The sequence below is a fragment of the Leucobacter japonicus genome, assembly GCF_001273855.1.
Taxonomy (GTDB): Bacteria; Actinomycetota; Actinomycetes; order Actinomycetales; family Microbacteriaceae; genus Leucobacter; species Leucobacter japonicus.
In genome coordinates this window covers 470,229-496,357 of the sequence record NZ_JHBX01000104.1, presented here as the reverse complement: position 1 = coordinate 496,357, position 26,129 = coordinate 470,229, and the positions used below count along the sequence as shown (strand labels likewise).

The following is a 26,129-nucleotide window of genomic DNA, read 5'->3' as shown; positions in this document are numbered from 1 at the left end:
CGCGGTCTAGCGTGGAGGTATGCGCGCGATCACCATCACAGACGACCATCGGCTCGAACTCGTGGATATCCCCGAGCCCGTGCCGGGCGAGGGGGAGATCCTCATCGATGTCGTGTCAGCCGGGGTGAACCGAGCCGACGTGGCGCAGGCCGCGGGCGTCTATCCGCCGCCACCCGGTGCCTCGGAACTCCCGGGGCTCGAGGTCTCCGGGCGGCGGCGCGACACCGGCGCACCCGTTGTCGCGCTGCTCGCGGGCGGCGGGTACGCCGAAGTCGTCGCGGTGCCCGAGGTGCAGGTGCTGCCCGCGCCCGCCGGGCTCTCGCTCGCCGAGGCCGGCGGCATCATCGAGGTCGCCGCGACGGTGGTGTCGAATCTGGTGCTCGAGGCCGGGCTGCGCACCGAGCCCGCAGGGGGTGACGGGGGAGCGGCGCCGGATCCGCAGACCGTGCTCATCCACGGCGGCACGGGCGGCATCGGCGCGTTCGCCATCCAGTTCGCGCATGCGCTCGGCGCCCGGGTTCTCACCACCGTCGGATCCGACGATGCCGTCGCGCGCGTTCGCGAACTCGGCGCCGATCTCGCCTGGAACCGGCACTTCACCGACGTCGTCTCCGCCGCGCGCGACGCGGGAGGCGCCGACATCGTGCTCGACGTCGTCGGTGGCCCCGCGCTCAACGACAACGTGCGGATGCTGCGCGAGTTCGGGCGACTCGTGATCATCGGCACGCTCGGCGGGGCGACCGGGGAGCTCAACGTCGGCGCGCTGATGGCGAAACGCGTACATCTCATCGGCACGACCGTGCGCTCGCGCGCGCCGCACGACAAGCAGCGGATTCTCGACCGCACGCGCGAACTCGTCTGGCCGATGCTGGAGCGCGGGCAGATTCGGGTGCCGGTGCAGGCCCGCTTGCCGCTCGCTCGGGCGTCTGAGGCGCACAACCTGCTGCGCGCCGGCGGGCACTTCGGCAAGGTGATCCTCGATGTCGCCGAGTAAGCCGGGCGCGACGAGCGCGACCCCCGAACCCGAACTGCTCGTGTTCGCCGATGCCGCCGCCTGGCGCGCGTGGCTCGAAGCGGTGGAGCACGAGCACGACGGCGGCTGGGTGGTGCTCGCGAAGAAAGGGACCACGACGCCGACCTCGTTGAGTTATCAGGACGCCCTGGAGATCGCGCTCTGCAGCGGGTGGATCGACGGGCAGAAGCGCGCGCACGACGCGACCACGTTTCTGCAGCGGTTCACCCCCAGGCGGGCGCGCTCGATCTGGTCGCAGCGCAACGTCGATATCGTCGCTCGCCTGGAAGCTGCAGGGCTGATGCGCGAACGCGGGCGACAGGAGGTCGAGCGCGCTCAGGCCGATGGTCGCTGGGAGCGGGCGTACGCCGGATCGGCAGACATGCAGGAGCCCGGCGAACTGACCGCCGCGCTCGCCGCAGACCCGGCTGCGCGCAGCGCCTTCGACGCATTGAGCCGCAGTGCGCGATACAGCGCGCTGCACCCGATCGTCACCGCGGTGCGCGCGGAAACGCGAACGCGCCGCATCGCCCTGCTGGTCGAGCAGCTGCGGCAGACGTAGGCGCCCGCCGCAGCCACGGGGTTACTGCACCGACCACCCGCCGTCGGAGGCGAGCACCGCGCCGTTGATGTTGACGGCGTCGTCGGAGAGCAGGAACGTGATCGACGCCGCGAGATGCTCGGCCGTTGCGACCGTCGGAATCGCCTGCTGGAACGGGGCGAGTCGTGCCGACCCCGCCTCTGACATGTGCGGCGGCATGGGAATGCCGGTCGCCACTCCGCCGGGAGCCACGGAGTTCACGCGGATGCCCTTCGGCCCGTACATGAACGCCGCGGAGCGGGTGACGCCGACGATGCCGTGCTTGCTTGCCGTGTAGGCGTTGCCCGATGCGTTGCCGCGCAGCGCGGCTTCGCTCGACACATTGAGGATGGCTCCGCGCCCGGCGCGCTCCATCGCGGGGAGCACCGCGCGCATGAGCTTGAACGGTGCGGTCAGATTGATGGCGATGACGCGATCCCACACCGCGTCAGGCGTCTCGCCGGCGGGGGAGAAGTCGTCGTTGATCCCCGCGATGTTCGCGAGCGCGTCGATGCGGTCGCCTGCAGCGGCGACCACATGGTCGATCGCGTCTTGCTGCGTCAGATCGCCAGCAATGACGGTGATGTCGGCATCGGCATGCTCGGCGCGGAACGCCTCCAGCTTCTCTGCGGCAATGTCGCACGCGACCACCCGGCCGCCCTCGCGTGCGATGCGGGATGCGGTCGCGCGGCCGATGCCCGAGGCGGCCCCGGTCACGATCACGGTCTTGCCGCTGAAGCGCTCGGGGGTGATGCGCTCGGCCCAGCCGGTCGGTGCGGCATCGTCGGGGATCTCGCCACCGTTCGCGGCGCGCACGAGGTCGTCGACCACCGACTGCGGCATCGCGCCCTGGCTCAGAACGACCAGTTGTTGCAGCGGGAGGCCGAGCACCGGCGTCAGACTGTCGGGGTCTGCACCGGACTGCGCGAGCAAGCCGCGCACGAGGTCGCCGCCGGTCGGGTCTGCGAGCCAGTCGCCGATCGAGGATTGTGCGGTGAGGGCCATGAGATCTCCATTCGTCGAATTCCGGAGTGGGCTCCCGTGCTGATGCAACCATAACGCAACGGTGCGTCCACTTATGCAGCACGATACACCCCGATACCCTGAAGCCGTGCCGAGAACCCGAAGTGAAACCGCCCGACGCTCAGTGCTCGCGTCGACGCGCGCCGCGCTTGCCGCAGACGGGTACGCGGCGCTCACCATCGAGGGGCTCGCCGCCGAAGCTGGGGTATCGAAGCAGACGATCTATCGCTGGTGGCCCTCGAAGGCCGCCATTCTGGCCGAAGCGTTGCTCGACGAGGCGGCGCCCGACTTCGTGCACGGCGCGTTCGGTGCGGCGCTTCCCGTTGACGATTCGGCTGGCGATCTGGCCGAGCAGCTCGCCACGTGGTTGCGCACCTCCGCTGAGCATCTCGCCACCCCCGAAGGTCTCGGCGTCGCACGCGCCCTCATCGCGGTCACCGCGACCGACCCCGAGGTCGGGGCCGCGCTCAACGCCCGCCTGGCTGCCCCGATTCGAGACTGGGTGGGGGAGCGGCTCGCACAGGCGACGGCTCACAGCGCGGTGCGCGACGACGTCGATGCGATCCTGCTCGCAGACCACCTCATTGCGATGACGTCGTACGCCGCCCTCACCGGCCTGCCGCTCGACACCGCGCGGGTGCGCGACACGGTCGACCTGGTGATGCGCGGGATCGCCGCCCCCCGCACGGAGTAGACGTCGTCGGCCGCACCAGCTCCCGCGGGAATGCGGGCGCGCGCACACTATTCCGATCATGCGCCCCGCCGCTTACGATAGTGCGCATGGGGAAAAATCGAGGACGATGGGGTGCGTTCGTGGCCGCGCCCGTGCTGGTGCTGAGCGGCTTGGTCGCAGCGGCAGCTCCGGCGGTGGCCGACACGACGAGCCGCTGGGCCGAGTGGGCCGATCTGACCGGAACTGGCGGCAATTACCAGACCACGGTGCAGATCGCCGATTCGCCCGCACTGACCGCGCAAGTGCGGTCGGATTCGCGCGCGGGCCAGGTCGGAGTCATCTCAGGCGCGAGTACGTGGCTCTCAGCGGGAACCGAGGTGGGGCAGAAATACGGCGACAGTCGCGACCAGCAGTACCTCAACCTCCGACCGAAAGTCGACACGCCATCGGGGGCCTCGACCACGACCTACACCTTCTCGAAGCCGACGCCCACCGCCAACTGGACGTTCGTGCTCGGTGACATCGATGCCGATCTGGTGAAGATTCGCGCCATCGGCCCGAACGGCGTTGCGCTGAACGCGACGCAGCTCGGATTCAACGGCGGATTCAACTACTGCGCGCCCGGACTCCCCGGCAAGCCGTCGTGCACGGGCGACGCCACCGACGTGCCGAACTGGGATCCGTCGACGCTCACGCTCACGGGCAATGACGCTGCGGTCGACACCTCCGGGTCAGCGGCATGGTTCGAACCCTCCGCGCCGATCAGCTCGCTCACCTTCACGTTCCAGCGCCGCACGGGATTCCCGGTGTACCAGACCTGGTTCGCCTCGCTCTCTCGTGATGTTTCGGGCACGGTGACCGACGCCGGCGGCGATGGCAGTGGGGTCGTTGTGACGCTCACGGACGCGAATGGCACCGAAGTCGGTACCGCGATCACCGGCATCGGCGGCACCTACGAGTTCCCGGGCGTGCAGGCGAGCGACGGGTACATCGTGCGTGCGAAGGCGCCGGCGGGCAAGATCATCGAGGGGGCGACCGGCCGGTCGGTCGACCTGAGCGACACCGACGCAGTTGAGGACTTCTCGATGCGCGACATCGTTCCCGTTGCCGTGACGGGCGTGGTGCAGGATACGGACGGAAACCCGATTCCGGGCGCTACCGTGACGCTCGACAACGGGGCGGGAAGCGTAGTGACCGCCACCACTGGCGCAGACGGTACCTACCTCTTCGACTCCGTCGGCACCGGCACGTGGACTCCCGCGGTCACGCTGCCCGATGGCTTCGTGAACCCGTCGACGCAGCCGCCGTTCACCATCGACGGCAGCTCTGAAGACCCGATCGAGAACGTGAACTTCACCGGCGAACGGGTGAAGTATCAGACGATCTCGGGATCGGTCTCGACGCCGGGTGGGCCTGCCGCTGGCGTGACGGTGACCGCCACCGGCCCTGATGGCACGCTGACCGCGGTCACTGATGCCGACGGCCGGTACGTGTTTCCCCGATTGCTGCCGGGTGAGTACACCATCACGGCCGAAGGCGACGACACGTCGCAGACCGTCGACATCGTCGATTCGAACGTGACAGACATCGATTTCGAGATCGTGAAAGTTGGCGCTGTCAGGGGCACGGTAACCGCTGGCGGTGAACCGGTTCCCCAGGTGATGTTGGGGTTGAGTGGCGACCTCTCGTTCCGCACCAGCAGTGGCGAAGACGGGTCCTTCACGTTCGGAGACATTCCTCCGGGAACCTACGAGATGACTATCGAGGTGCCTGAGGGATACACGCTCGACGGACCCGCCATCCGCACCGTGGTGATCGACGGTTCGGGGGCACTTGTCGCCGATCAAGACTTCGTGCTCGTCGCTGTGGCGGCATCGGATGCTCAGGCGGATGCCAGCGGCGGAAGTGCTGCAAATGCTTCTGCACAGGCGAACGCTGCGCCTGATGCGACTGCAGGCGGCTCCGCCGATGCGGGCGCGGGGAGCTCTGAGGCTCAGGCATCGGCGGGGGCGCAGGGCGATCGCCCTGGTGTCGGCGGTCGAGACCTCGCGAACACGGGAACCGACTTCGCCCCGATGCTCGGCACCGGCGGAGTGCTGCTCGCGATCGGCGCGGTGGTGCTGCTCGTCGCGCGTCGACGCAAGGGCACGCCGAGCGCGTAACTCGGGGAGACTGCGCTGTCGCGCACGCGGTGGGTCGGGAATGCGTTCCCGGCCCACCGCGTTTGCGTTGCAGGAGTCGGCGACGATACGCTGACTCCAAACGAATGTTTGGAGAATAATGTCAGCCGCGCCCACCCCTGAACCCGCTGCACCGATGCCGGCGATGCCGCACGTGCCGCTCGCGATTCGCATGCTGCTGACGTGGACCGCGATCCTGCCGCTCGTGCTGCTGGTGCGCTTTGCCCTCGCGCCCCTCGTCGCCTCCTGGCCCGACGTGCTCGGCTTCGCGCTCACGGTGACCATCGTGGTGCCGATCGCGGTGGGCTTTGCCGTGCCGATGCTGACGCGCGGGTACCACGCGATGCGTCGTCGCGCGCGCAGCTAATCGACTGAGACGGGTGGGTGCCGGATCAGCGCCCAGACCCGGTCATCCCCGATGCCAGCTCGCGGCTGAGACGGACACCGCTGCGCGTCGGCCCGGCCGCTGCGGGTCGTAGCGCACGGCGCAGCGATCGCCGACCTTTGGTGAGATGCCGGAGCCGAACGGCACCGTCGCCCGGTGCCGGCGCTCGCGCCCCTCACGATCGGCGTAGCTGACCGTGACGCGCCAGCGGTTGACGTCGGCGATCGTCACGACGTCGACGTGTTCCACGACGCCCTCGGCGGTCGCACCCTGCGCCACCGCGTGCTCGCGCTCCGCGCGTCGCGACGCCAGCACGCGAGTCGTGACGGGCCGAATCGCGAGGCACACCGCACCCCCGAGGAGAGCGAGCAGCGGCAGCGACGGCGTCGCCCCGACGGTGGACGCCGCGATGGTGGCGCCGATCCCGATGCCGAGCAACGCGCACCCGAACCCGTGCGCGACCGCCCACGAACCCCCGAGCCCCGCTCGGTCGCGCCGCACGAAGTCGACGGCCGCCGCGGCCAAGAGCAGCACGGGCGCGACATTGATACTGATCGTCGAGAGGCGCTGCACGGCCACGGGTACATCGTCGGAGTCGGCGAGCCACTCGGCCCCGGCCCACCGCACCCACTCGCCGCCCGCGAGCACCTGGAGCGTCGACCACCCCGCCAGCGCGAGCGCGATGAACGCCGCCGCCCACAACGCGATGCCCACCGGACGCCAGCCCCGCCACGTCGTCCCGGTTCCCCGCATGCCGTCCCCCTTCGCCGCCGCACGTTCCCCCGTGCTGTGCCGTGCTGTGCTGTGCTGTGCCTGTCTGCCGGCCTCAGGCTATCTGACGCGGTTCACAAGGGGGAGAAACAGGGGAGTGCGTCGTCGCAGGGCATCAGCACCGTCGTGAATCACATCTCTGAGCGCGGGCTTCGTCAGCGTTGCGTGAGCTTCCCTGCGATCGCCGTATGGATTCCGCGAGGACCATCGCTCGGCACGTCGCGCCGGTGTTCGATCGGAAGTGAGCCCGACAGTCGGGTTCACGGCCGAGAGGCCGGAACGACTCTCAGGAGGAACCCGTGCTGGATGTGGTCGCCGTTTGCGGCGTGATCGCGGTCTTCGCGCTCATCGGACTGGTGGGACGGGCGGTGGAGCGCCTGTGATCGTCTTCGATATCGCCGCCACCGTGCTGGCGCTGGGAGCGCTCGTCGTGCTCGTGGTCGCGCTCGTGCGCCCGGAGCGTTTCTGATGGTCGCTCTGCAGGCCGTCGCGGCCCTCGCCACCGTTGCGCTCATCCTCGTGGTGACGCATCGCCCCCTCGGCGACTACCTCGCCTGGGTGTACACCTCTCGGAACGACTGGCGCGCCGAGCGCCTCGTGTATCGACTCATCGGGGTCGACGGCGGCGCCGAGCAGCACTGGCGCGCCTACCTGCGCGGCGTGCTCGTGTTCTCGGCCGTCGGGGTGCTGCTCGTCTACGCGCTGCAGCGCCTGCAGCCGATCTTGCCAGCGGCACTCGGGCTGCCCGCGCCGTCGCCCGATCTCGCGTTCAACACGGCCGCGTCGTTCGTGGGCAACACGAACTGGCAGTCGTACTCGCCCGAACTGACGCTCGGGTACACGGTGCAGTTCGCGGGGCTCGCCGTGCAGAACTTCGTCTCGGCCGCGGTCGGCATGGCCGTCGCCATCGCACTCGTGCGCGGATTCGCGGCCCGGCGATCCGGCACCATCGGCAACTTCTGGGTCGACCTCACCCGCGGCACGACCCGCGTGCTGTTGCCGATCGCTGCGGTCTCGGCCATCGTGCTCGTGATCGGCGGGGTGGTGCAGAACTTGAGCGGATTCGTCGACGTCACGACGCTCACCGGTGCGACCCAGCAGCTGCCCGGAGGCCCGGTCGCGTCGCAGGAGGCGATCAAACTGCTCGGCACGAACGGCGGCGGGTTCTTCAATGGGAACTCCGCTCACCCCTTCGAGAACCCGACCGCCTGGACGAACCTGTTCGAGATCGTGCTGATGCTGCTCATTCCGTTCGCCCTGCCCCGCACCTTCGGGCGCGTGGTGGGAGACACCCGGCAGGGCACCGCGATCGCCGCCGTGATGGCGCTGCTGTTCGTCGGGTCGTTCGTGATCCTCACCGCCCTCGAGAGCGCCGGGCGCGGCACCGCGCCGCAGCTCGCCGGGGGCGCGCTCGAGGGCAAGGAGTGGCGCTTCGGGCTCGTCGGGTCGACCCTGTTCGCGACGACGAGCACGGGCACCTCGACGGGTGCGGTGAACTCCATGCACGACTCGTACACGGCGCTCGGCGGCATGCTGCCGCTCGTCAATATGATGCTCGGCGAGATCTCGCCCGGCGGGGTCGGCTCGGGGCTCTACGCGATCCTCGTGCTCGCCATCATTGCCGTGTTCATCGCCGGCCTGCTCATTGGCCGCACCCCCGAGTACCTCGGCAAGAAGCTCGGTGCGCGCGAGATCACGCTCGCCGCGCTGTACATCTTGGTCACGCCGACGCTCGTGCTCACCGGCACCGCGCTCAGCTTCGCGCTCCCCGGCATTCGCGAGAGCGTCACCGGCACCTCGATCTGGAACCCCGGCGTGCACGGTCTCACCGAAGTGCTCTACGCCTTTACCTCGGCAGCGAACAACAACGGCTCGGCCTTCGCCGGGCTCACCGCGAACACCCCGTGGTTGAACGTCGCCCTCGGCACGGTGATCTTGCTCGGCCGGTTTGCACCCATGGTGTTCGTGCTCGCCCTGGCGGGCGCGCTCGCAGCGCAGGATCGGGTGCCCGCCACCGCGGGCACCCTGCCGACGCACCGTCCCCTCTTCGTCGGAATGCTCGCCGCCGTCACGGTGCTCGTCACCGCGCTCACCTTCTTTCCCGTTCTCGCGCTGGGTCCCCTGGCGGAAGGGCTGATGCAACCATGACCGCCACACTCGAACCCGCCACGACGGCGGCCGAACCATCTCGCGCCCGCCGCGGCACCGCCCTTTCGTGGGCGCAATTGCGCGCTGCACTGCCCGGCGCATTCCACAAGCTCGATCCGCGGCGCCAGTGGCGCACGCCGGTGATGGGCATCGTCTGGCTCGGCGCGGCATTCACCACAGTGCTCGCCATCGCAGAGCCCTGGCTTGGCGGGCCCGAGAGCTCGGGCGGCACCCCGGTGCCCGTCACGTTCACCGCCGGGATCGCGTTCTGGCTCTGGGCGACCGTGCTCTTCGCAAACCTCGCGGAGTCGGTCGCCGAGGGCCGCGGCAAGGCCCAGGCCGACACCCTGCGAGCGACGCGCACGCAGACCACCGCGCACCGACTCGTCGCATACGATTCGCGGAGTGACGCCGCAGCCGAGCGTGCCGCGGTCGATGACGCGCCCTCCGCGGAGCTCAGAGTCGGAGACCACGTCGTCGTCAGCGCCGGCGAGCTCGTTCCGGGCGACGGCGACATCGTGTGGGGAATCGCCTCGGTCGACGAGTCGGCGATCACCGGCGAATCGGCCCCCGTCGTGCGCGAGTCGGGCGGCGACCGCTCGGCCGTCACCGGCGGCACCCGCGTGCTCTCCGACAGCATCGTCGTGCGCATCACCGCCAAGCCCGGGGAGTCGTTCGTCGACCGCATGATCGCACTCGTCGAGGGTGCCGCGCGCCAGAAGACGCCGAACGAGATCGCCCTGAGCATCCTGCTCGCGAGCCTGTCGATTATCTTCCTCGTCGTCGTGCTCACCATCAACCCGATCGCGTCGTACGCCGCCGCGCCTGTCAGCCTGACCGTGCTCGTCGCACTGCTCGTGTGCCTGATCCCGACCACGATCGGGGCACTGCTCAGCGCGATCGGCATCGCCGGCATGGATCGGCTCGTGCAGCGCAACGTGCTCGCGATGTCGGGTCGCGCGGTCGAGGCGGCCGGCGACGTCACCACACTGCTGCTCGACAAGACCGGCACCATCACCTACGGCAACCGCCGGGCGACGGCCTTCCACCGGCTCGACGGAGTCTCGGAGTCGCAACTCGCGACGGCCGCCGCCCTCGCCTCACTCGCCGACCCGACCCCCGAGGGCGTGTCGATCGTCGCGCTCGCCACCGAGCTCGCCACCGAGCAGGGCGCCGGCGAGCCGGGCGTCACGTTCGAATCACATCCCGACGGCGAGATCGTGCCGTTCACCGCCCAGACGCGCATGTCCGGGATCGACCTGGCCTCGGGCGAGCGCATCCGCAAGGGTGCGGCATCGGCCGTACTGCAGTGGGTCGAATCGTGTGGGGCGGCGGTCGCGCCCGTGGTGCGCGCCGACCTCGACGCTCGGGTCGCAGAAGTCTCGGAGAGCGGCGGCACCCCGCTCGTCGTCGCCGTTGCCGAGAAATCGGGCGCCGCGCGCGTGCTCGGCGTCGTGCAGCTCGCTGACGTGGTGAAGGCGGGCCTCCCCGAGAAGTTCACCGAGCTGCGGGCCATGGGGATCCGGACCGTCATGATCACCGGTGACAACCCCGTCACCGCCGCCGCGATCGCCCGCGAGGCCGGCGTCGACGACGTGCTCGCCGAGGCCACCCCCGAAGACAAACTCGCGTACATTCGGCGCGAGCAGGCGGGCGGCAACCTCGTCGCGATGACGGGCGACGGCACGAACGACGCCCCGGCGCTCGCGCAGGCCGACGTCGGCGTCGCGATGAACTCGGGCACCTCCGCCGCGAAAGAGGCGGGCAACATGGTCGACCTCGACTCCGACCCGTCGAAGCTCATCGACATCGTGCGCGTCGGCAAGCAGCTGCTCATCACGCGCGGCGCGCTCACTACGTTCTCGATCGCGAACGACGTCGCGAAGTACTTCGCCATCATTCCCGCGATGTTCATGGGCGTCTTTCCGCAGCTCGCGGCGCTCAACCTGATGGGCTTGCACTCGCCGGCCTCCGCGGTGCTCTCGGCAATCATCTTCAACGCGATCGTCATCGTGTGCCTGATTCCGCTCGCCCTGCGCGGCGTGCGGTTCCGGGCCGGGTCGGCCTCGCAGACGCTGGGCCGCAACCTCGCCATCTACGGGCTCGGCGGCCTCGTCGCCCCGTTCGTGGGCATCTGGATCATCGACCAGGCCGTGCGCCTGATCCCCGGGTTCTGACCCCGGCCCGTCTCGAACTGGAGAACACCATGTCACTGCACCGCACACCCCGCCCGGCCACCGGCACCACACTCCGCACCATCGGCGTCGGCGTCCGCGCGATGCTGCTCGCCACGCTCGTGCTGGGCGTCGGCTACACGTTCGTCATCACCGGCGTCGCCCAGATGATCGCGCCCGCGCAGGCGAACGGTTCCCGGGTTTCCGATGCCACCGGCGCCGTGGTCGGATCGGCGCTCATCGGCCAGTCGTTCACCGACGCCGACGGTGCGCCGCTCGCCACGTACTTCCAACCGCGCCCCTCGGCCGCGGGCGACGGCTACGACGCGGCGGCCTCCTCAGGCTCGAATCTCGGGCCCGAGCACCCCGACCTGATCTCGCAAATCGCCGAGCGCCGAGCGCAGGTCGCCGCGTTCAACGGGGTGCCCGAGTCATCGGTTCCTGCCGATGCGGTGACCGCCTCAGGGTCGGGGCTCGACCCCCACGTCAGTCCGGCGTACGCCGACCTGCAGGTGCGCCGCGTCGCGGAGGCGCGCGGCGTCGACAGTGCGCGGGTGCGCGAACTCGTCCACGCGCACACCCAAGGCCCCGACCTCGGATACCTCGGCGAGGCCCGAGTGAATATCCTGGAACTCAACCTGGCGCTCGATGCCGCATTCGGCACGGCGCCCCGGGCGGCGGAGGAGTGAGGATGACGAGACGGGGGCGACTCCGCGTGCTGCTCGGCGCCGCCCCCGGCGTCGGCAAGACGTTCGCCATGCTCGAGGAAGCGCGGCGCCTGCGCGCCGACGGCCTCGACGTCGTGGTCGCACTCGTCGAAACCCACGGACGTGAGGCGACCGCCGCGATGGCCGACGGCCTGCCCGAGGTGCCGCGGCTGCAGCTCGCGCACCGCGGGGTCACGCTCGAAGAGATGGACCTCGACGCCGTGCTCGCGCGGCACCCCGAGGTCGCCCTCGTCGACGAACTGGCGCACACGAACGCACCCGGCACGCGGCACGCGAAGCGCTGGCAAGACGTCGACGCGCTGCTTGAGGCCGGCATCGACGTCATCTCGACGCTGAACATTCAGCACATCGAATCGCTGAACGACGTCGTCGAACAGATCACCGGCGTGCCCCAGCGCGAGACGGTGCCCGACCGCTTCTTGCGCGGCGCCGACCAGATCGAGGTGATCGACCTCGCCCCGCAGGCGCTGCGCGACCGGCTCGCCGGGGGAGCGGTCTACCCGGCCGAGCGCATCGACGCGGCGCTCGCGAACTACTTCCGCCTCGGCAACCTCACCGCGCTGCGCGAGCTCGCCCTGCTGTGGCTCGCCGACGAAGTCGACCAGGCCCTCACCGGGTACCGCGCCGAGCATGGCATCCGCCGCACCTGGGAGGCGCGCGAACGCGTCGTCGTCGCGCTCACCGGCGGGACCGAAGGGGAGACGCTCTTGCGTCGCGGGGCGAGGATCGCCGCCCGCTCGGCCGGCGGCGAGCTGCTGGCGGTGCACGTGTCGAGCCAAGACGGGCTGCGCACGGCGCACCCCGCGCTGCTCGCCCAGCAGCGCGCCCTCGTCGAAGAGCTGGGCGGCAGCTTCCACCAGGTGATCGGCTCCGACGTGCCGAGCGCGCTCGTCGAGTTCGCGCGCTCCGTCAACGCGACGCAGCTCGTGCTCGGCGCGAGTCGTCGCGGGCGGTGGCTCGCGGCGGTCACCGGCCCGGGCATCGGCGCGACCGTGGTGCGCGAGTCGGGCGACATCGACGTGCACATGGTGAATCACGCGGAGGGATCCCGCGGCTTCGCCCTGCCCCGCCGCACCGGTGCGCTGACCGTGAAGCGCCGCGCCCTCGGGTTCGCGCTCGCCCTGGTCGGCGGGCCCTTGCTCACCTGGCTGCTCGCCACGTTCCGCAGCGATGACTCCATGACGAGCGACGTGCTCAGCTATCAGCTGCTCGTCGTGCTCGTCGCCCTCACCGGCGGCATCTGGCCGGCAGTTTTCGCCGCCGTGCTCTCAGGGCTGACGCTCGACTTCTTCTTCCTCGAACCCATTCACACCGTGCACATCCACGAGCCGTTGCACCTCCTCGCCGTCGCGCTCTACGTCGTGATCGCGATGCTCGTCAGCCTGATCGTCGACCGAGCGGCCCGCACCACCCGTGCGGCGCGGCGCTCGGCAGCGGAATCCGAGCTGATCCAGACAATCGCCGGCAGCGTGCTGCGCGGCGACGACGCCCTGCAAGCCCTGGTCGAACGCTCGCGCGAGGCGTTCGGACTGCGGCGTGCGCGGCTGGTGGATGCGAGCGGGGAGGTGCTCGTGGATGCGGTGGGTGGTGCCGAAGCTGCAGAGGCTGCAGAACGCCCGCGACCCGCTGATCGTGCCTCGACCGCCGCGCGATCCGACGATGCCGATCGGCTCGCGAGCGGAGCACGCGCCGAGACCGTGATCTCGGTCGGCTCCGGGGCAGAACTCGAACTCTTCGGCACCGAGCTCGCCGCCTCCGAGCGGCGTCTGCTCAGTGTCGTCGCCACGCAGCTCGAGGCTGCGCTCGAACACCGGCGTCTTGAAGAAACCGCCCGAGAGATCGAGCCGATCGCGGCCTCCGACCGCGTGCGCGGTGCGCTGCTCTCCGCGCTCAGCCACGACCTGCGACGCCCGCTCGCGGCGGCCACGGCCGCAATCGGCGGTTTGCGTGCCGCAGGAGTGCAACTGAGCGCGGCCGACCGGCGCGAGCTGCTCGACACCGCGACCGAGAGCCTTGACGCGCTCGCCGCGCTCGTCACCGACCTGCTCGACGTGAGTCGCATCCAAGCCGGGGCGCTGGCGATCCGGCTCGCCCCGACTGACCCCGAGTCGGTCATCGCAGCGGCGCTCGACGAACTCGACGCGGGCCCCGCCGACGTCGCGCTCGCTCTACGGCACGGCGAGGCAGCCGTGCAGGCCGATCCTGTGCTGCTGCAGCGGGTCGTCGTCAACCTGCTCGCCAACGCGCTGCGCTTCTCTCCGCAGGGAACGAACGTGCTCGTGAGCACCAGCACGTTCGCCGACCGACTCGAGATTCGCGTCATCGATCACGGGCCCGGGGTGCCCGCCGAGAAACGCGACGACATCTTCCTACCGTTCCAGCGCCTCGGCGACACCGACAACACCACGGGACTCGGCCTGGGCCTCGCCCTCTCTCGGGGCTTCGTTGAATCGATGCAGGGGACGCTCGCGCCCGAAGACACCCCCGGCGGCGGGCTCACCATGGTGGTGTCGCTGCCGGTGGTGCCGCTGCCGGTCGTGCCGCCCTCGACATTCGGTGAAGCGGCGCCCGGCGATCCGGCGCCCGCACCCCCGCACCCGTCAGCCAGCGAAAGCGAGACCCCGCGATGAAGATTCTGATCGCCGACGACGACCCGCAGATCTTGCGCGCGCTGCGCATCACTCTCACCGCGAAGGGCTACGACGTGTTCGTCGCCGCCGACGGGGCGCAGGCCATCGCCGCCGCGATCGACCACCGCCCCGACCTCTTCTTGCTCGACCTCGGCATGCCGAACCTCAACGGCATCGAAGTGATCGAGGCCGTGCGCGGCTGGTCGCAAGCGCCGATTCTCGTCGTATCGGGGCGCGCGGGTGCCGCCGACAAGGTCGACGCGCTCGACGCTGGGGCCGACGACTACGTGACGAAGCCGTTCGCGATCGAAGAACTGCTCGCGCGCATCCGTGCGCTGAGCCGGCGCATCGTGCACGACGACGCAGTGCCCGTGGTGCGCCTCGGCAACGTCACGGTCGACCTCGCCGCGCGGGCCGTGACGCGGACGACGCCCGAGGGGGAGCAGCAGATTCGCCTCACCCCGACCGAGTGGCAGGTCATGGAGCTGCTGATTCGCAACCCCGGCCGGCTCGTTACGCGACAGACGCTGCTCACCACGATCTGGGGGTCTGAGCACATCGAAGACACCGGGTACCTGCGGCTGTACCTGTCGCAGTTGCGCAAGAAGATCGAGGCGGATCCGGCCAACCCCGTCCACCTCATCACCGAGGCCGGCATGGGCTACCGCCTGGAGCGCGTCGAGAGCTGAGTCTGCGGCGCTGCGCCGCTCTGTGGGCCGCGCGCCGCTGCGCCCGCTGTGGTCCTGCGCCCTCTGTGCGATTGGGGTAACTTCGGACCGGTGCGGAGGCCGAAATCGGCCCTGCAACTGGTCCGAAGTTACCCCGATCCGTCGAAGGCTGAGGCTGACGCTGAGGCTGAGTCGGCTCGGCGGCGGCGCGGTCGCTATTCAGTGTTGCCAAGTAGTGGTACTTAGTGTTACCGTCTACCTGTAGTCAGCATCACTGAATAGCAGGGAGGTGGCCGATGGCAACCCAGATGACCGAGATGCTCAAGGGCACGCTCGAGGGGATCGTCCTGGCGATCCTCGCCGACCGCGCCGCGTACGGATACGAGATCACCGCGACCCTGCGCGAGCGGGGCTTCGATGACATCGCCGAGGGCACGATCTACGCGCTCCTCGTGCGCATCGAGCAGAAGGGGCTCGTCTCGGTCGAGCGCGTGCCCTCCGAGAAGGGGCCACCGCGCAAGGTCTACACCCTGTCGGGCGCAGGCCGCGGCCGTCTCGCCGAATTCTGGGAGTCCTGGGACTTCCTCGCCACGCACATCGCCGCGCTGCGCACCGCACGCACCGCACACGCCGCACCCAACGCACCCGCCGCATCGCCGCACGAAGGAACCGCATCATGACCGCGAAATGGATCGAAACCCTCACCGGATCACTCGACGAGAAGAAGCAGTACAAGTCCGCGATCGCCCGCATCGCCGCGCTGCCGCAGCCGTACGCGACCGTGGCGCAGGCGCTTTCGCGCTACTTCACCTACTTCGGCGCGATCGGTGACGGGCGCACACTGGTCACGATGATCGGCGACCACGCCGACCTGTGGGAGCGCGCCGCCATCGATGGCACGCCGGTGCGCGACATCGTCGGGGACGACCCGGTCGCGTTCGCCGAAGATTTCGTCAACGCGTACTCCGGTAAGCAGTGGATCGATAAGGAGCGCGAGCGCCTCACCCGCGCGATCGTCGAAGCCGAGGCGGCTGCACCGAGCGCTCCACGAGAACCCGACGGCGGCGCATCATGACCGCCGTGCTTGAGTCGCCCCCGCGCATCGACGCACCGGCGATCTCTGTGCGCGGCCTCAAGAAGTCGTTCGGCGAGACCGCGGTGCTGCGGGGCGTCGACTTCGAGGTCGCCCCGGGCGAGGTGTTCGCGCTGCTCGGCTCGAACGGAGCGGGCAAGACGACGCTCATCCGCGTGCTCGCGACACTGCTCGCCGCCGACGCGGGCGAGGCGAGGGTGTTGGATCACCGAGTCGACGAGCATCCCGACGCCGTCCGCAGCGCGATCAGTCTGACCGGACAATTCGCCGCCGTCGATGAGGTGCTCACCGGGCGAGAGAACCTGGTGCTCGTCGCCCGGCTGCGACACGTGCCGCAACCGGCGGCAGTCGCCGACGCACTGCTCGCGCGCTTCGCACTCGCCGATGCGGGAGGCCGGCGCGCGGGGGAGTACTCGGGCGGCATGCGGCGCCGACTCGACATCGCGATGAGCCTCGTCGGCGACCCGCGGATCCTCTTCCTCGACGAACCGACAACCGGGCTCGACCCGCAATCGCGCGCCGAAGTGTGGCGGCTCGTGCGTGAGCTCGCCGACGGCGGCACCACCGTGCTGCTCACCACCCAGTACCTCGACGAGGCCGAGCACTTGGCCGACCGCATCGCGATACTCCACGAGGGGCGCATCGTGCAGCAGGGCACGCTCGCGGCACTGCAACGCTTGCTGCCGCCCCAGGAGCCCGTGCTCGTGACACCGCAGCCGACGCTCGAAGACGTGTTCCTCGCCATCGTGGGGGCGGGTGCGGCGGCGCCCGGTGATCCCGCACCGACCGAACGGAGCGCATCATGACCGCGCACGCCATCACCGACACCGGAGTGCTCACCGGACGATCGCTGCGGCACATCCTCCGCAGCCCCGACACCATCATCACCACCGTGATCACGCCCATCGCGCTCATGCTGCTGTTCGTCTTCGTGCTCGGCGGGGCGATCCGCACCGGCAGCGATGGCGCCTACATCGACTACCTGCTGCCGGGCATCGTGCTCATCACGGTCGCATCGGGTGTCGCGTACACGGCCTACCGACTTTTTCTCGACCGACAGGGCGGCATCTTCGAACGGTTCCGCTCGATGCCGATCGCGCGGTCGAGTGCGCTCTGGGCCCACGTCATCACGTCACTCGTGGCAAACCTCGTGTCGGTCGCGGTGGTCATCGGTGTGGCGCTGCTGCTCGGTTTTCGCACCGGCGCCTCGGTCGGGGCCTGGCTCGCGGTCGCCGGCATCGTGACGCTGTTCACGCTCACCCTCACCTGGATCGCCGTCGTCGCCGGCCTCGCCGCTAAGACCATCGACGGGGCGAGCGCCTTCAGCTATCCGCTCATCTTTTTGCCGTTCATCAGCTCGGCGTTCGTGCCGACCGAATCGATGCCCGGCCCCGTCGCCTGGTTCGCCGAGCATCAGCCGGTCACGGCGATCGTCGACACGCTGCGGGCGCTGTTCGCAGGCCAGCCGGTCGGTGCGGCGATCTGGGTCGCCCTCGCGTGGCTCGTCGGGCTACTGGTCATTGCTGCGACCGGGGCGATGCTGCTTGCGCGGCGCCGCTGAGGCGGGCGCGGGGCTGCTGCGCTCTGATGCGATGCCGTGCTGACGCTGCGTTGCTGCTGCGTTGCTGCTGAGCCCTGATGCGATCGGGGTAACTTCGGACCGGTGCGGAGGCTGAATTCGCCCCTGCGACTGGTCCGAAGTTGCCCCAATCCGATGGGTGCGGAGCGCGGCGACCGATGAAGCGGACATCGCACCCACCGAACACCGCAGCGGGGTCAGTTTCGGAGGGTGCGATGGCGCAATACCCTCCGAAACTGACCCCGCTGCCAAAGTGGGGCGACGCGCAGTCGACGCGCGACAGACGCGCAGCCGCCGCTAGCCGCGCGGCTGGTGGGCCGGCTGCCAGATGTAGATGCCCTCGTGCTGCTCCTCTTCGTCGCCCGGGCGCAGCGAGATGCCCTTGCGGTCGCGCAGCAGCAGCGTCGCGATGAGGCCGAGCGCAGTCATGCCGAGCAGGTAGAAGGTCACCGAGGTTGAGGTGCCCGTCGTCTGCTGCAGCCAGGCCGCGATCGTCGGGGCGAATGCGCCGCCGAGAATCGCGCCGATCGCGTACGAGATCGAGACGCCCGAGAAGCGCACCGACGCCGGGAACATCTCGGAGTACCACGCCGACTGCGGGCCGTAGGTGAACCCGAGCCCGACGGTGAGCAGCATGAGGCCGCAGGCGAGCAGCAGGGGGTTGCCGGTGTTGACGAGGGGGAACAGTGCGAAGAGCGCGGCGCCCTGCAGCACCCATCCGAGAATGTAGGTGGTGCGGCGGCCGATGCGGTCGCAGATCCAGCCGGCGATGAATGTCGAGATGAGCCACGTAACCGACGACGCGGTGACCGCCCACAGTACGTCGCCGCGGTCGAGGCCGACGGGGCCGTCGGGGTTGGTGGCGTAGTTCTGCACGTAGCCGCCCGTGGTCATGTAGCCCACGGCGTTGTTGCCCGCGAAGACGAGCGCGGCGAGGATCACCAGGGGAGTGAAGCGCGCGAAAAGTTTGACGACGGGGGCGCCGGTCTGCTCCTTGCGCTCCGCGATCTCGGTGAAGACCGGGCTTTCTTCGACGCGGCGACGCACCCAGTAACCGACGAGAATCAGCACGATCGAGAACAGGAACGGAATGCGCCAGCCCCACTCGATGAACGCGTCGCCCGGGAAGATGATGTTCATGATGGCGAGCATCGCGCTGGCGAGCAGCAGGCCGATCGGCACGCCGATCTGCGGCATCGCGCCGAAGAGTCCGCGGCGATCGCGCGGTGCGTGCTCGACGGCCATGAGCACGGCGCCGCCCCACTCGCCACCGGCTGAGACGCCCTGCAAGATGCGCAGCAGAATGAGCAGGATCGGCGCGGCGATCCCGATCTGACCGTACGTGGGCAGCAGGCCGATGAGCACCGTTGCCGCACCCATGAGCATGAGGGTGACGACGAGCACGATGCGACGCCCGAAGCGGTCGCCAAAGTGGCCGGCGAGGAAGGCGCCGAGCGGTCGGAACAGGAAGCTGATGCCGACGGTGAGGAACGACAGGATCGTTCCGATGCCCTGACCTGCAGGTTCGAAGAACAACTGACTGAAGACAAGGCCCGCGGCGGATGCGTAGATGAAGTAGTCGTACCACTCGACGGTGGTGCCGACGACGGTGGCGAAGGCCACGCGACGACGATCGTGGGTCGTTGCGATGGTTCCGGTCGGGGTCAGCGATCCCTGGTGGGGAGCTGTGGACATTCGGGCACTCCTTTGTGACGAGGTACTGCGGCGCATACCGCACGCTCGATAATATACGATTTCGAATACGTTGCCGCAAGGTCTCGGGTGCGTATAGAAGGCGAGTGCAAATTTCTTGGACTCGGTCCGTATTGCGTCACTCGATTTCACATCGCGTGATCTTTGACTTATCATTCTCGGGTTATTCCCAGGCCCGCGAGGTGGGCCGGACGCGAGCGAGTAAGGCACCACTCCCGGTAATGAATTCCGCATCACACGAACCGAAGTCCGCATACTCGAGGCCCGTGTCGCCCGAGACCTCGGCAGGCTCCGTGCAGGTACCGCAGAAGAAGCTGCGCTCCCGTCACGTCACCATGATCACCCTCGGCGGCATCATCGGCGCGAGCCTCTTCGTCGGCTCGGGCAACGTCATTCGCACCGTCGGCCCTGCCGCCGTGCTCTCGTACCTCATCGGCGGCTTGCTCGTCTTCCTCGCCATGCGCATGCTCGGCGAGATGGCGGCGGCTCGACCCGCGATCGGCTCGTTCATGGAGTACGCCCGCGTCGGTCTCGGCGACTGGGCCGGGTACCTGGTCGGTTGGCTCTACTGGTACTTCTGGGTCGGCGTGCTCGCCTACGAGGCGGTGCTCGGCGGTGAGACCTTGCACGGCTGGTTCGGTTGGCTGCCGTCGTGGGCGGGCTCGCTGCTGCTGCTCGCCATCTTCGTCGGTGCGAACCTCATCTCGGTGCGCACGTTCGGCGAGGTCGAGTTCTGGCTCGCCAGCATCAAGGTGCTCGCGATCGTCGTCTTCCTGGGCGCCGGCGTGCTCTTCGCGTTTGGCCTCTGGCCGAACTCGTCGTTCTCGATTCCGAACCTCTGGGAGCACGGCGGCTTCGCCCCGAACGGCTACGGTGTGGCCTTCACCGGTGTCGCTCTCGTGATCTTCTCGTACTTCGGTACGGAGATCGCCGTCATGGCGTCGGCCGAGTCGGAAGATCCCGCCAAGGGCATCCGTCAGGCGAGCAGCACCGTCATCTGGCGCATCCTGCTCTTCTTCGTGGGCGCCGTGCTCATCATCACCACGATCATTCCCTGGGACGAGCTGCCCGAGCCCGTCGATGTCGCCTCGGCGCCGTTCACGAAGGTGTTCGAACTCTTCGGCCTGCCGGGTGCCGCGATCGTCATGCAGCTGGTGATCTTCACCGCCGTGATCTCGGTGCTGAACTCGGGCCTCTACTCGGCGTCGCGCATGTTCTCGTCGCTCGCGGAGCAGGGCTTCGCGCCGAAGTTCATCGCGAAGAAGGCGAAGAACGGCATCCCGGTCGCCGCACTGCTGGCATCCACGATCGGCGGAGTCGTTGCGACGATCGTGAACTTCGCCGCTCCCGATTCGGGCGTCTTCTCGTTCATCATGAACTCGGCCGGTCTCGTCGCCCTCTTCGTCTACGGGTTCATCGCGCTGACGCAGATGCGCATGCGCCAGAAGATGACGCCGGAGGAGGTCGCGGGCCTCAAGCTCAAGATGTGGCTGCACCCGTGGCTCAATCTGCTGCTGATCGCCGCCATCATCACCGTGCTCGTGATCATGCTGACCTCGGAGTCGGGCCGCACGCAGGTCTGGACGAGCCTCATCGCGACCGTGGTGCTCGTGATCTGCTGGCCGTTCGTGCGACGCGGGCTGGCCAAGCGCAAGGCCGCGCAGGCCGAAGCGGCGCAGGCCGAGGCAGCGCTCGAGGCGTAACGCGTCGTTCGCGCACGTCGTGCGGCGGCGGGATCGGGCTCGCCCGAACCCGCCGCCGTTTGCGTGCGCGCCGAAGCCTGACAGACTGGGGGCGTGGCGGATACCCAGAACGGCCGCGTCGCGGTCTACCTCGACTTCGATAACATCGTGCTCTCGTGGTACGACCGTGTGCACGGGCGCAATTCATTCGCGCGGGATCGCCAGCGCATCGCCGAGAATCCTTCGGAGCCCGAGATCGCCGAGCGCCTGCGCGCAGCGGTCGTCGACGTCGGCGCCATCATCGACTACGCCTCATCGTTCGGCACGCTCGTGCTGACGCGCGCCTACGCCGACTGGTCGGCGCCGATGAACGCCGAGTACCGTTCGCAGCTCGTCTCGCGCGCCGTCGACCTGGTGCAGCTCTTCCCGGCTGCGGCCTACGCCAAGAACGGCGCCGATATTCGCCTCGCGGTCGACGCGGTCGAAGACATGTTCCGCCTCGACGACCTCACCCACGTCGTGATCGTCGCCGGTGATTCTGACTACGTGCCGCTCGCTCAGCGCTGCAAGCGCCTGGGGCGCTACGTCGTGGGCGTCGGCGTCGCCGGTTCGACGGCGAAGGCGCTCACCGCGGCGTGCGACGAATTCGCCTCGTACGACGCCCTGCCCGGCATCGAGTCGATCGCGCGGGCGACGAACGCGTCGGGACGCTCGCGCAAGCCTGCGTCGCAGTCGGCGAATCAAGCGGCCTCCGAGGCACAGCAGGGCGGCACTGCGACCGCAGAGTCAGAGACGCCTCGCGAGGAGCAGCCGAAGCGCTCACGCGGCCGAGGCGGGCGCGGGGGCCAGCCGACGGATGCGCCGGCCGCCTCGGAGACTGCAGACGAGACCTCGTTCGAGCAGGGCCTCGAAACGGCACTCTCGGCGGCCCAAGAAGCAGCCCTCGACGTCGAACCGGGTGACGCGATCGAATCGGCTGAAGATGCTGAGCTCGCGGTGACCGGCCTGCTGATCCGTGCCCTCTGGCTGAGCCAAGACAAGGACGACTCCGGCTGGCTCTACAGCTCCGCGGTAAAGCAGCAGATGCGCCGCATGGACCCGTCGTTCAGCGAGAAGGCCCTCGGGTTCCGCTCGTTCTCCGACTTCCTGAAGTCGCGCTCCGACGTCGCCGAGCTCGAAGAGACCGGGCACGAGCGCCTGGTGCGCCTCCGCGATCAGAGCGAGTAGACACCCCCGAGCGGCGGGGCGAGCGCGTGGGGCGATCCCGCGCAGATTTCAGCGAACCTGGGAACACGCTTGACGTGGCGCTCCCGGTCGCTCTACCGTGGGATCCACACGAGTTCGCGAGGAGGTGCGGAACATGGACGCCATCGATTTCATCCCAGTGCAGGGAGCCACGCGTGCTGCGGTCGTTTTCCGCTCAGCATTCGCCGGCCCCTTCTCGGCCGCCGCGTAGGCCACCGGTGATCGTCGCCGCAACGCGGTGACCGCACCGGCGCAGCCGGACCCTCCAGGCGCAGTTCGCCCCTCCGCTTGTACAGCGGATGCGTGAGCGCGCCAAGCGATTCCACACCGGATCGCCCCGCCCGAATCGTCGACAGATCGGGCACGCAGTTCACCTCTTCGAAGGATCTCATCGTGAGTACCCACTCGACGGCCGAGCGCGCCCCGCGCCTCGCCTTGTCAGCGCCGCAGCCGGCGCACCCCGTCCATCTGTCCGTCACCGTGCCGAGCGGCGCAGCGCTCGCACGACTCTCACTGCTCGACCGAGCGAAGCTGCGGGTCGGTCTCTGGTTGCTGCTGCGCTCGGGTGCGACCGCATCCGGCCGCGCGGAGCATCAGTCCACCCCGCACCAGCTCGCGGTCGTCGCGCGCGAGGCCCGTGCCGCCTACGACGCGGCCGTCGCGCAGCACCCGCGGCTGCATCGCACGCTGTAAGTCGTTGCCGCGCGTGCACGCGTCTGAGCCGGTCGCCTCGACTCCCGGTAGAGCGGCCGGCTCAGGCCGTGAGCGGCGCTGCGGTCTGTGGTGCTGCGCCGTGCGCTTCTGTGGGGCGCGCGTCTGTGGGGGCCACATCTGCTGCGCCCACACTTGCGATGCCCTTCAGGTACCGGCGTACGCCGGTTGCCGCGATGCGTCCGGCGCGGTTCGCTCCGATGGTGCTCGCCGACGGGCCATACCCCACGAGTTGCACGCGCGGGTCGGCAACGGCGGTCGTGCCGCGCCCGCCGCGATCGAGTTGGATGCCGCCCGCGGCACTCCGGAGATGCAGCGGCGCGAGGTGAGCGATGGCGGGCCGAAAGCCCGTCGCCCACAGAATGATGTCGACCGGTTCGAATGACCCGTCGGCCCAGCGCACGCCGCGCGGCTCAACACTCGCGAACATCGGGCGTCGTGCGCGATACGCGCCGAGGCGCTCGGCCTCGCGTTCTTGCTCGCGCAGCATCAACCCGGTGACGCTCACCACGCTTTGCGGGGGCAGCCCTGCGGCGACGCGCTGCTCGACCAGCGCGACCGATGCGGCGCCGGCTTCAGGCGTGAAGTCATCGGTGCGCCACACGGGCTCGCGCCGTGTCACCCAGACCGTGTCGGTGATGGGAGCGAGGGCGCCGAGAAACTGCACCGCTGACGCCCCACCGCCCACGACGAGGGTGCGCTTGCCGATGAAATGCTCGGGGCCCGGGTACGCCACCGTGTGCAACTGCTCGCCGGCGAACGATTCCATGCCGGGGTAACGCGGCACGAACGGCTGCGACCAGGTGCCGGTGGCGTTGACGATCGTGCGCGAGCGCCACACTCGGCCGTGGGCGTGCGTCTCGAGCAGCAGCGGATCCTGCGCGTCGTTCTCGACGCGTTCGACGTGCACGGGGCGGATCACCGGAAGCTCGTGCGCGCGCTCGTACTCGGTGAAGTACTCGGGGATCGCGAGGTTCGCCCGCTCAGCCGTGCGCGGGGGAGGGGTGCTGCCCGGAAGCTCGGCGACGCCGTGGACGTCGCGCATCGTGAGGGCGTTCCAGCGATGCTGCCAGGCTCCGCCGGGGCCGTGATCGGCGTCGAGCACCACGTGATCGATGTCGAGTCGCTGCAGGTGGAACGAGGCGGAGAGGCCCGCCTGCCCGGCGCCGATGACGAGGGCGGGCAGGATCTCGGGGGCGTTCACACGCGGTACAACGACTGCAGCGTGCACCCCATTCCCGTGGGCACTACCTGATCACGGGAATCGACCAGGCACGAAACTCCTTGCCGCTCGATGCCCGAGCGAGGCCGACGATCGAGAACACGACGTGCACGATGCTGAGCAACAGCCAAATAGTGATCGGGATGCCGATCGGGAAGAACCCGCGTGCGTACTCGGTGTCTGTCAGTGAGAGGAGCAGTGCAAGATGGGCGATGAGCAGCACGATGGTCGCGAACAGGTAGGTGAACGCCCAGTTCATCGCGGCACGCCCATTCACCTCGGCCAGGCCGCCGCGCTTGCGCGCTTGCGCCCCGACGATGAGCATGACGATGCACGCGGCGATCGCTGAGACTCCCGGGATGAACGAGCACGCGATCAAACCGACCGCCCACGCCGCCGCGCCGGTCGCGGGGCGCGCGTACTGGGCGTAAGGATTCGGCTGGCCCGGTGCCGCGTAGGCCTGCTGGGGCTGTGGGTGTGCGTACTGCGGCGGTGCGTACTGCGGCGGTGCGTACTGGGGCGGCGAGTATTGCGGTGGCGCATACTGGGGCTGGGGCTGAGGCTGAGGCACCTGAACCTGTGGGGCCTGCGGCGGTGCATATTGCGGCTGGGGCTGCTCGTGCTGCGGCTCAGTGGGCTCGGTAGCGCTCATGCCTCAATGCTAGGCGAGGCCGCCGACACTCCGCGGAGCGTTCCGTTCCGTTTCGTTTATCTTGCGGGAGTACGCTCGTTGCGGCCGCCAGAATCCCGACGCGCCGTTCGCCCCGCGCACGCAGCCGTGCGCAGACGCCGGGCCACGAGCCCGGAGAAAGCAGGAGCCCCATGCGTGCACTGCAGTACCGTGAAATCGGAGGCCGGCCTGAGCTGGTCGAGGTGGAGAAGCCCGTTCCGGGGCCGGGGGAGATCCTGCTCAAGGTGACTGCCGCCGGCGCCTGCCACTCGGATGAGTTCATCATGGGGGCGAGTGCTGAGGATTACTACTTCAAGCCGCTGCCGCTCACCCTGGGCCACGAGGTCGCGGGCACCGTCGACGAACTCGGCGCGGGTGTGACCGGGCTCGAGGTCGGCGAGAGCGTCATCGTCTACGGCCCGTGGGGCTGCGGCCGCTGCTATCCCTGCGCGAGCGGCGAAGAGCAGAATTGCGAGCACGGCATGCGCGCGCCCGGCATCTTCAGCGACGGCGGCATGGCCGAGTACATGCTCGTCGACGATGCCCGGCACCTCGTGCCGATCGGCGATCTCGATCCGGTGCAGAACGTGTCGCTCACCGATGCCGCACTCACGCCCTACCGTGCCATCAAGTCGGCGCTGCCGAAACTGACGCCCGGCACCACCGCCGTCGTGATCGGCTCGGGCGGCCTCGGCCACGTGGCGATTCAGCTGCTGAAGGCGCTGTCGCAGACGCGGGTGGTGGTGCTCGATGTGGCGCAGGATCGTCTCGACTTCGCCCGCGAGGTCGGTGCTGACGAGGCGTTCCTCTCGAACCCTGATGCGATCTCCGCGGTCAAGGATCTGACCCGCGGTCTCGGCGCTGACGCCGTGTTCGACTTCGTCGGCATCCAGCCGACGGCCGACCTTGCGGCGGGCATGATTCGCGTCGGCGGGCAGATCGTGGTGGTCGGCGTCGCCTCGGGGTCCGTGCCGATCGGTCAGACGACGGTGCCGCTCGATGTGAACGGGCGCGCCATCAACTGGGGCTCGCGCACCGAGCTCATGGAGGTCGTGGAGCTCGCGAAGCGCGGTGCCATCAGCATCCACGTTGAGGAGTACTCGCTCGATGATGCTCCCCGGGCGTACGAGCAGCTCCACGCGGGCAAGGTTCGTGGCCGCGCGGTGATCGTGCCGGGCAAGTAGGCGAGCCCGATCCTGACATGCGCAGAACGGCCTGCCCCATCATCGAGATGGGGCAGGC

General features: G+C 69.3%; 24 protein-coding genes. 19 read left to right on the top strand and 5 right to left on the bottom strand.

Translation table 11 applies throughout. From position 1 onward, the window contains the following. The first annotated feature begins 19 nt into the window (after positions 1 to 19). Positions 20 to 994: an NAD(P)H-quinone oxidoreductase gene (locus AMS67_RS06710; RefSeq protein ID WP_053386639.1), complete on the top strand. Its 975-nt coding sequence runs from the start codon at positions 20 to 22 to the stop codon at positions 992 to 994. Continuing rightward, complete coding sequence (locus AMS67_RS06705) at positions 981 to 1,574, top strand: YdeI/OmpD-associated family protein (protein ID WP_053386638.1); 594 nt, start codon at positions 981 to 983, stop codon at positions 1,572 to 1,574. Before AMS67_RS06710 ends, AMS67_RS06705 begins: the two co-directional genes overlap by 14 nt. Before the next feature lie 21 nt (positions 1,575 to 1,595). On the opposite strand, the gene AMS67_RS06700 is transcribed toward AMS67_RS06705, so the two are convergent. Then, positions 1,596 to 2,597, bottom strand: a complete 1,002-nt coding sequence (locus AMS67_RS06700) for an SDR family NAD(P)-dependent oxidoreductase (RefSeq protein ID WP_053386637.1) — start codon at positions 2,595 to 2,597, stop codon at positions 1,596 to 1,598. A gap of 106 nt (positions 2,598 to 2,703) precedes the next feature. On the opposite strand from AMS67_RS06700, the gene AMS67_RS06695 reads away from it, so the two are divergent. From AMS67_RS06695 to AMS67_RS06685, 3 genes are all read left to right on the top strand, one after another. After that, positions 2,704 to 3,309 carry a TetR/AcrR family transcriptional regulator gene (locus tag AMS67_RS06695; RefSeq protein WP_241488006.1) on the top strand — a complete coding sequence of 202 codons (606 nt, stop codon included), beginning with the start codon at positions 2,704 to 2,706 and terminating at the stop codon, positions 3,307 to 3,309. 86 nt (positions 3,310 to 3,395) lie between these two features. Continuing rightward, on the top strand, positions 3,396 to 5,450 hold the full coding sequence (locus AMS67_RS06690) for a carboxypeptidase-like regulatory domain-containing protein (protein ID WP_082305337.1): 2,055 nt from the start codon (positions 3,396 to 3,398) through the stop codon (positions 5,448 to 5,450). Between the two features lie 118 nt (positions 5,451 to 5,568). After that, complete coding sequence (locus tag AMS67_RS06685; protein WP_053386634.1) at positions 5,569 to 5,835, top strand: putative antibiotic biosynthesis monooxygenase; 267 nt, start codon at positions 5,569 to 5,571, stop codon at positions 5,833 to 5,835. 42 nt (positions 5,836 to 5,877) lie between these two features. On the opposite strand, the gene AMS67_RS06680 is transcribed toward AMS67_RS06685, so the two are convergent. Continuing rightward, on the bottom strand, positions 5,878 to 6,606 hold the full coding sequence (locus AMS67_RS06680) for a DUF3592 domain-containing protein (protein ID WP_156316554.1): 729 nt from the start codon (positions 6,604 to 6,606) through the stop codon (positions 5,878 to 5,880). Between the two features lie 397 nt (positions 6,607 to 7,003). Between AMS67_RS06680 and AMS67_RS06675 the strand changes: the two genes are divergently transcribed. The 10 genes from AMS67_RS06675 (at position 7,004) to AMS67_RS06630 (ending at position 17,626) form a co-directional block, all read left to right on the top strand. Next, positions 7,004 to 7,093 carry a potassium-transporting ATPase subunit F gene (locus AMS67_RS06675; protein ID WP_053386632.1) on the top strand — a complete coding sequence of 30 codons (90 nt, stop codon included), beginning with the start codon at positions 7,004 to 7,006 and terminating at the stop codon, positions 7,091 to 7,093. Beyond that, the gene (kdpA, locus tag AMS67_RS06670) at positions 7,093 to 8,772 is read left to right on the top strand and encodes a potassium-transporting ATPase subunit KdpA (protein WP_053386631.1); all 1,680 of its coding nucleotides are present in this window, start codon (positions 7,093 to 7,095) and stop codon (positions 8,770 to 8,772) included. Before AMS67_RS06675 ends, kdpA begins: the two co-directional genes overlap by 1 nt. Beyond that, the gene (gene kdpB / locus AMS67_RS06665; protein WP_053386630.1) at positions 8,769 to 10,949 is read left to right on the top strand and encodes a potassium-transporting ATPase subunit KdpB; all 2,181 of its coding nucleotides are present in this window, start codon (positions 8,769 to 8,771) and stop codon (positions 10,947 to 10,949) included. Before kdpA ends, kdpB begins: the two co-directional genes overlap by 4 nt. A 29-nt stretch (positions 10,950 to 10,978) precedes the next feature. Beyond that, complete coding sequence (kdpC, locus tag AMS67_RS06660; protein ID WP_053386629.1) at positions 10,979 to 11,635, top strand: potassium-transporting ATPase subunit KdpC; 657 nt, start codon at positions 10,979 to 10,981, stop codon at positions 11,633 to 11,635. A gap of 2 nt (positions 11,636 to 11,637) precedes the next feature. Continuing rightward, positions 11,638 to 14,304: a DUF4118 domain-containing protein gene (locus AMS67_RS06655; protein WP_075201247.1), complete on the top strand. Its 2,667-nt coding sequence runs from the start codon at positions 11,638 to 11,640 to the stop codon at positions 14,302 to 14,304. Next, positions 14,301 to 14,993, top strand: a complete 693-nt coding sequence (locus AMS67_RS06650; protein WP_053351783.1) for a response regulator — start codon at positions 14,301 to 14,303, stop codon at positions 14,991 to 14,993. The genes AMS67_RS06655 and AMS67_RS06650 overlap by 4 nt, the downstream gene beginning before the upstream one ends. Before the next feature lie 275 nt (positions 14,994 to 15,268). After that, positions 15,269 to 15,652, top strand: coding sequence for a PadR family transcriptional regulator (locus tag AMS67_RS06645; RefSeq protein WP_053386628.1), 384 nt, complete (start codon positions 15,269 to 15,271; stop codon positions 15,650 to 15,652). After that, positions 15,649 to 16,047 carry a DUF1048 domain-containing protein gene (locus AMS67_RS06640; RefSeq protein WP_053386627.1) on the top strand — a complete coding sequence of 133 codons (399 nt, stop codon included), beginning with the start codon at positions 15,649 to 15,651 and terminating at the stop codon, positions 16,045 to 16,047. The genes AMS67_RS06645 and AMS67_RS06640 overlap by 4 nt, the downstream gene beginning before the upstream one ends. Then, a complete protein-coding gene (locus AMS67_RS06635; protein WP_053386626.1) occupies positions 16,044 to 16,871 on the top strand; it encodes an ABC transporter ATP-binding protein in 828 nt (275 codons plus the stop codon). The genes AMS67_RS06640 and AMS67_RS06635 overlap by 4 nt, the downstream gene beginning before the upstream one ends. Beyond that, on the top strand, positions 16,868 to 17,626 hold the full coding sequence (locus AMS67_RS06630) for an ABC transporter permease (protein WP_053386625.1): 759 nt from the start codon (positions 16,868 to 16,870) through the stop codon (positions 17,624 to 17,626). The genes AMS67_RS06635 and AMS67_RS06630 overlap by 4 nt, the downstream gene beginning before the upstream one ends. A gap of 315 nt (positions 17,627 to 17,941) precedes the next feature. Here AMS67_RS06630 and AMS67_RS06625 read toward each other — a convergent pair whose 3' ends face one another. After that, positions 17,942 to 19,339 carry an MFS transporter gene (locus AMS67_RS06625; protein WP_053351788.1) on the bottom strand — a complete coding sequence of 466 codons (1,398 nt, stop codon included), beginning with the start codon at positions 19,337 to 19,339 and terminating at the stop codon, positions 17,942 to 17,944. A gap of 239 nt (positions 19,340 to 19,578) precedes the next feature. On the opposite strand from AMS67_RS06625, the gene AMS67_RS06620 reads away from it, so the two are divergent. The 3 genes from AMS67_RS06620 (at position 19,579) to AMS67_RS06610 (ending at position 22,977) form a co-directional block, all read left to right on the top strand. After that, a complete protein-coding gene (locus AMS67_RS06620; protein ID WP_053386624.1) occupies positions 19,579 to 21,060 on the top strand; it encodes an amino acid permease in 1,482 nt (493 codons plus the stop codon). Between the two features lie 93 nt (positions 21,061 to 21,153). Next, entirely contained in the window at positions 21,154 to 22,266 is a 1,113-nt protein-coding gene (locus AMS67_RS06615) for an NYN domain-containing protein (RefSeq protein ID WP_053386623.1), read from the top strand. 411 nt (positions 22,267 to 22,677) lie between these two features. Beyond that, entirely contained in the window at positions 22,678 to 22,977 is a 300-nt protein-coding gene (locus tag AMS67_RS06610) for a hypothetical protein (RefSeq protein ID WP_156316553.1), read from the top strand. 61 nt (positions 22,978 to 23,038) lie between these two features. Here the strand turns inward: AMS67_RS06610 and AMS67_RS06605 are convergent, their stop codons facing one another. Continuing rightward, positions 23,039 to 24,226: an NAD(P)-binding domain-containing protein gene (locus tag AMS67_RS06605; protein WP_241488005.1), complete on the bottom strand. Its 1,188-nt coding sequence runs from the start codon at positions 24,224 to 24,226 to the stop codon at positions 23,039 to 23,041. Between the two features lie 16 nt (positions 24,227 to 24,242). Next, the gene (locus AMS67_RS16780) at positions 24,243 to 24,869 is read right to left on the bottom strand and encodes a magnetosome magnetite crystal formation protein family (protein ID WP_075201246.1); all 627 of its coding nucleotides are present in this window, start codon (positions 24,867 to 24,869) and stop codon (positions 24,243 to 24,245) included. A 170-nt stretch (positions 24,870 to 25,039) separates the two neighbouring features. Between AMS67_RS16780 and AMS67_RS06595 the strand changes: the two genes are divergently transcribed. Next, positions 25,040 to 26,071: an NAD(P)-dependent alcohol dehydrogenase gene (locus tag AMS67_RS06595; protein WP_053386620.1), complete on the top strand. Its 1,032-nt coding sequence runs from the start codon at positions 25,040 to 25,042 to the stop codon at positions 26,069 to 26,071. The last annotated feature ends 58 nt before the right edge of the window (positions 26,072 to 26,129 follow it).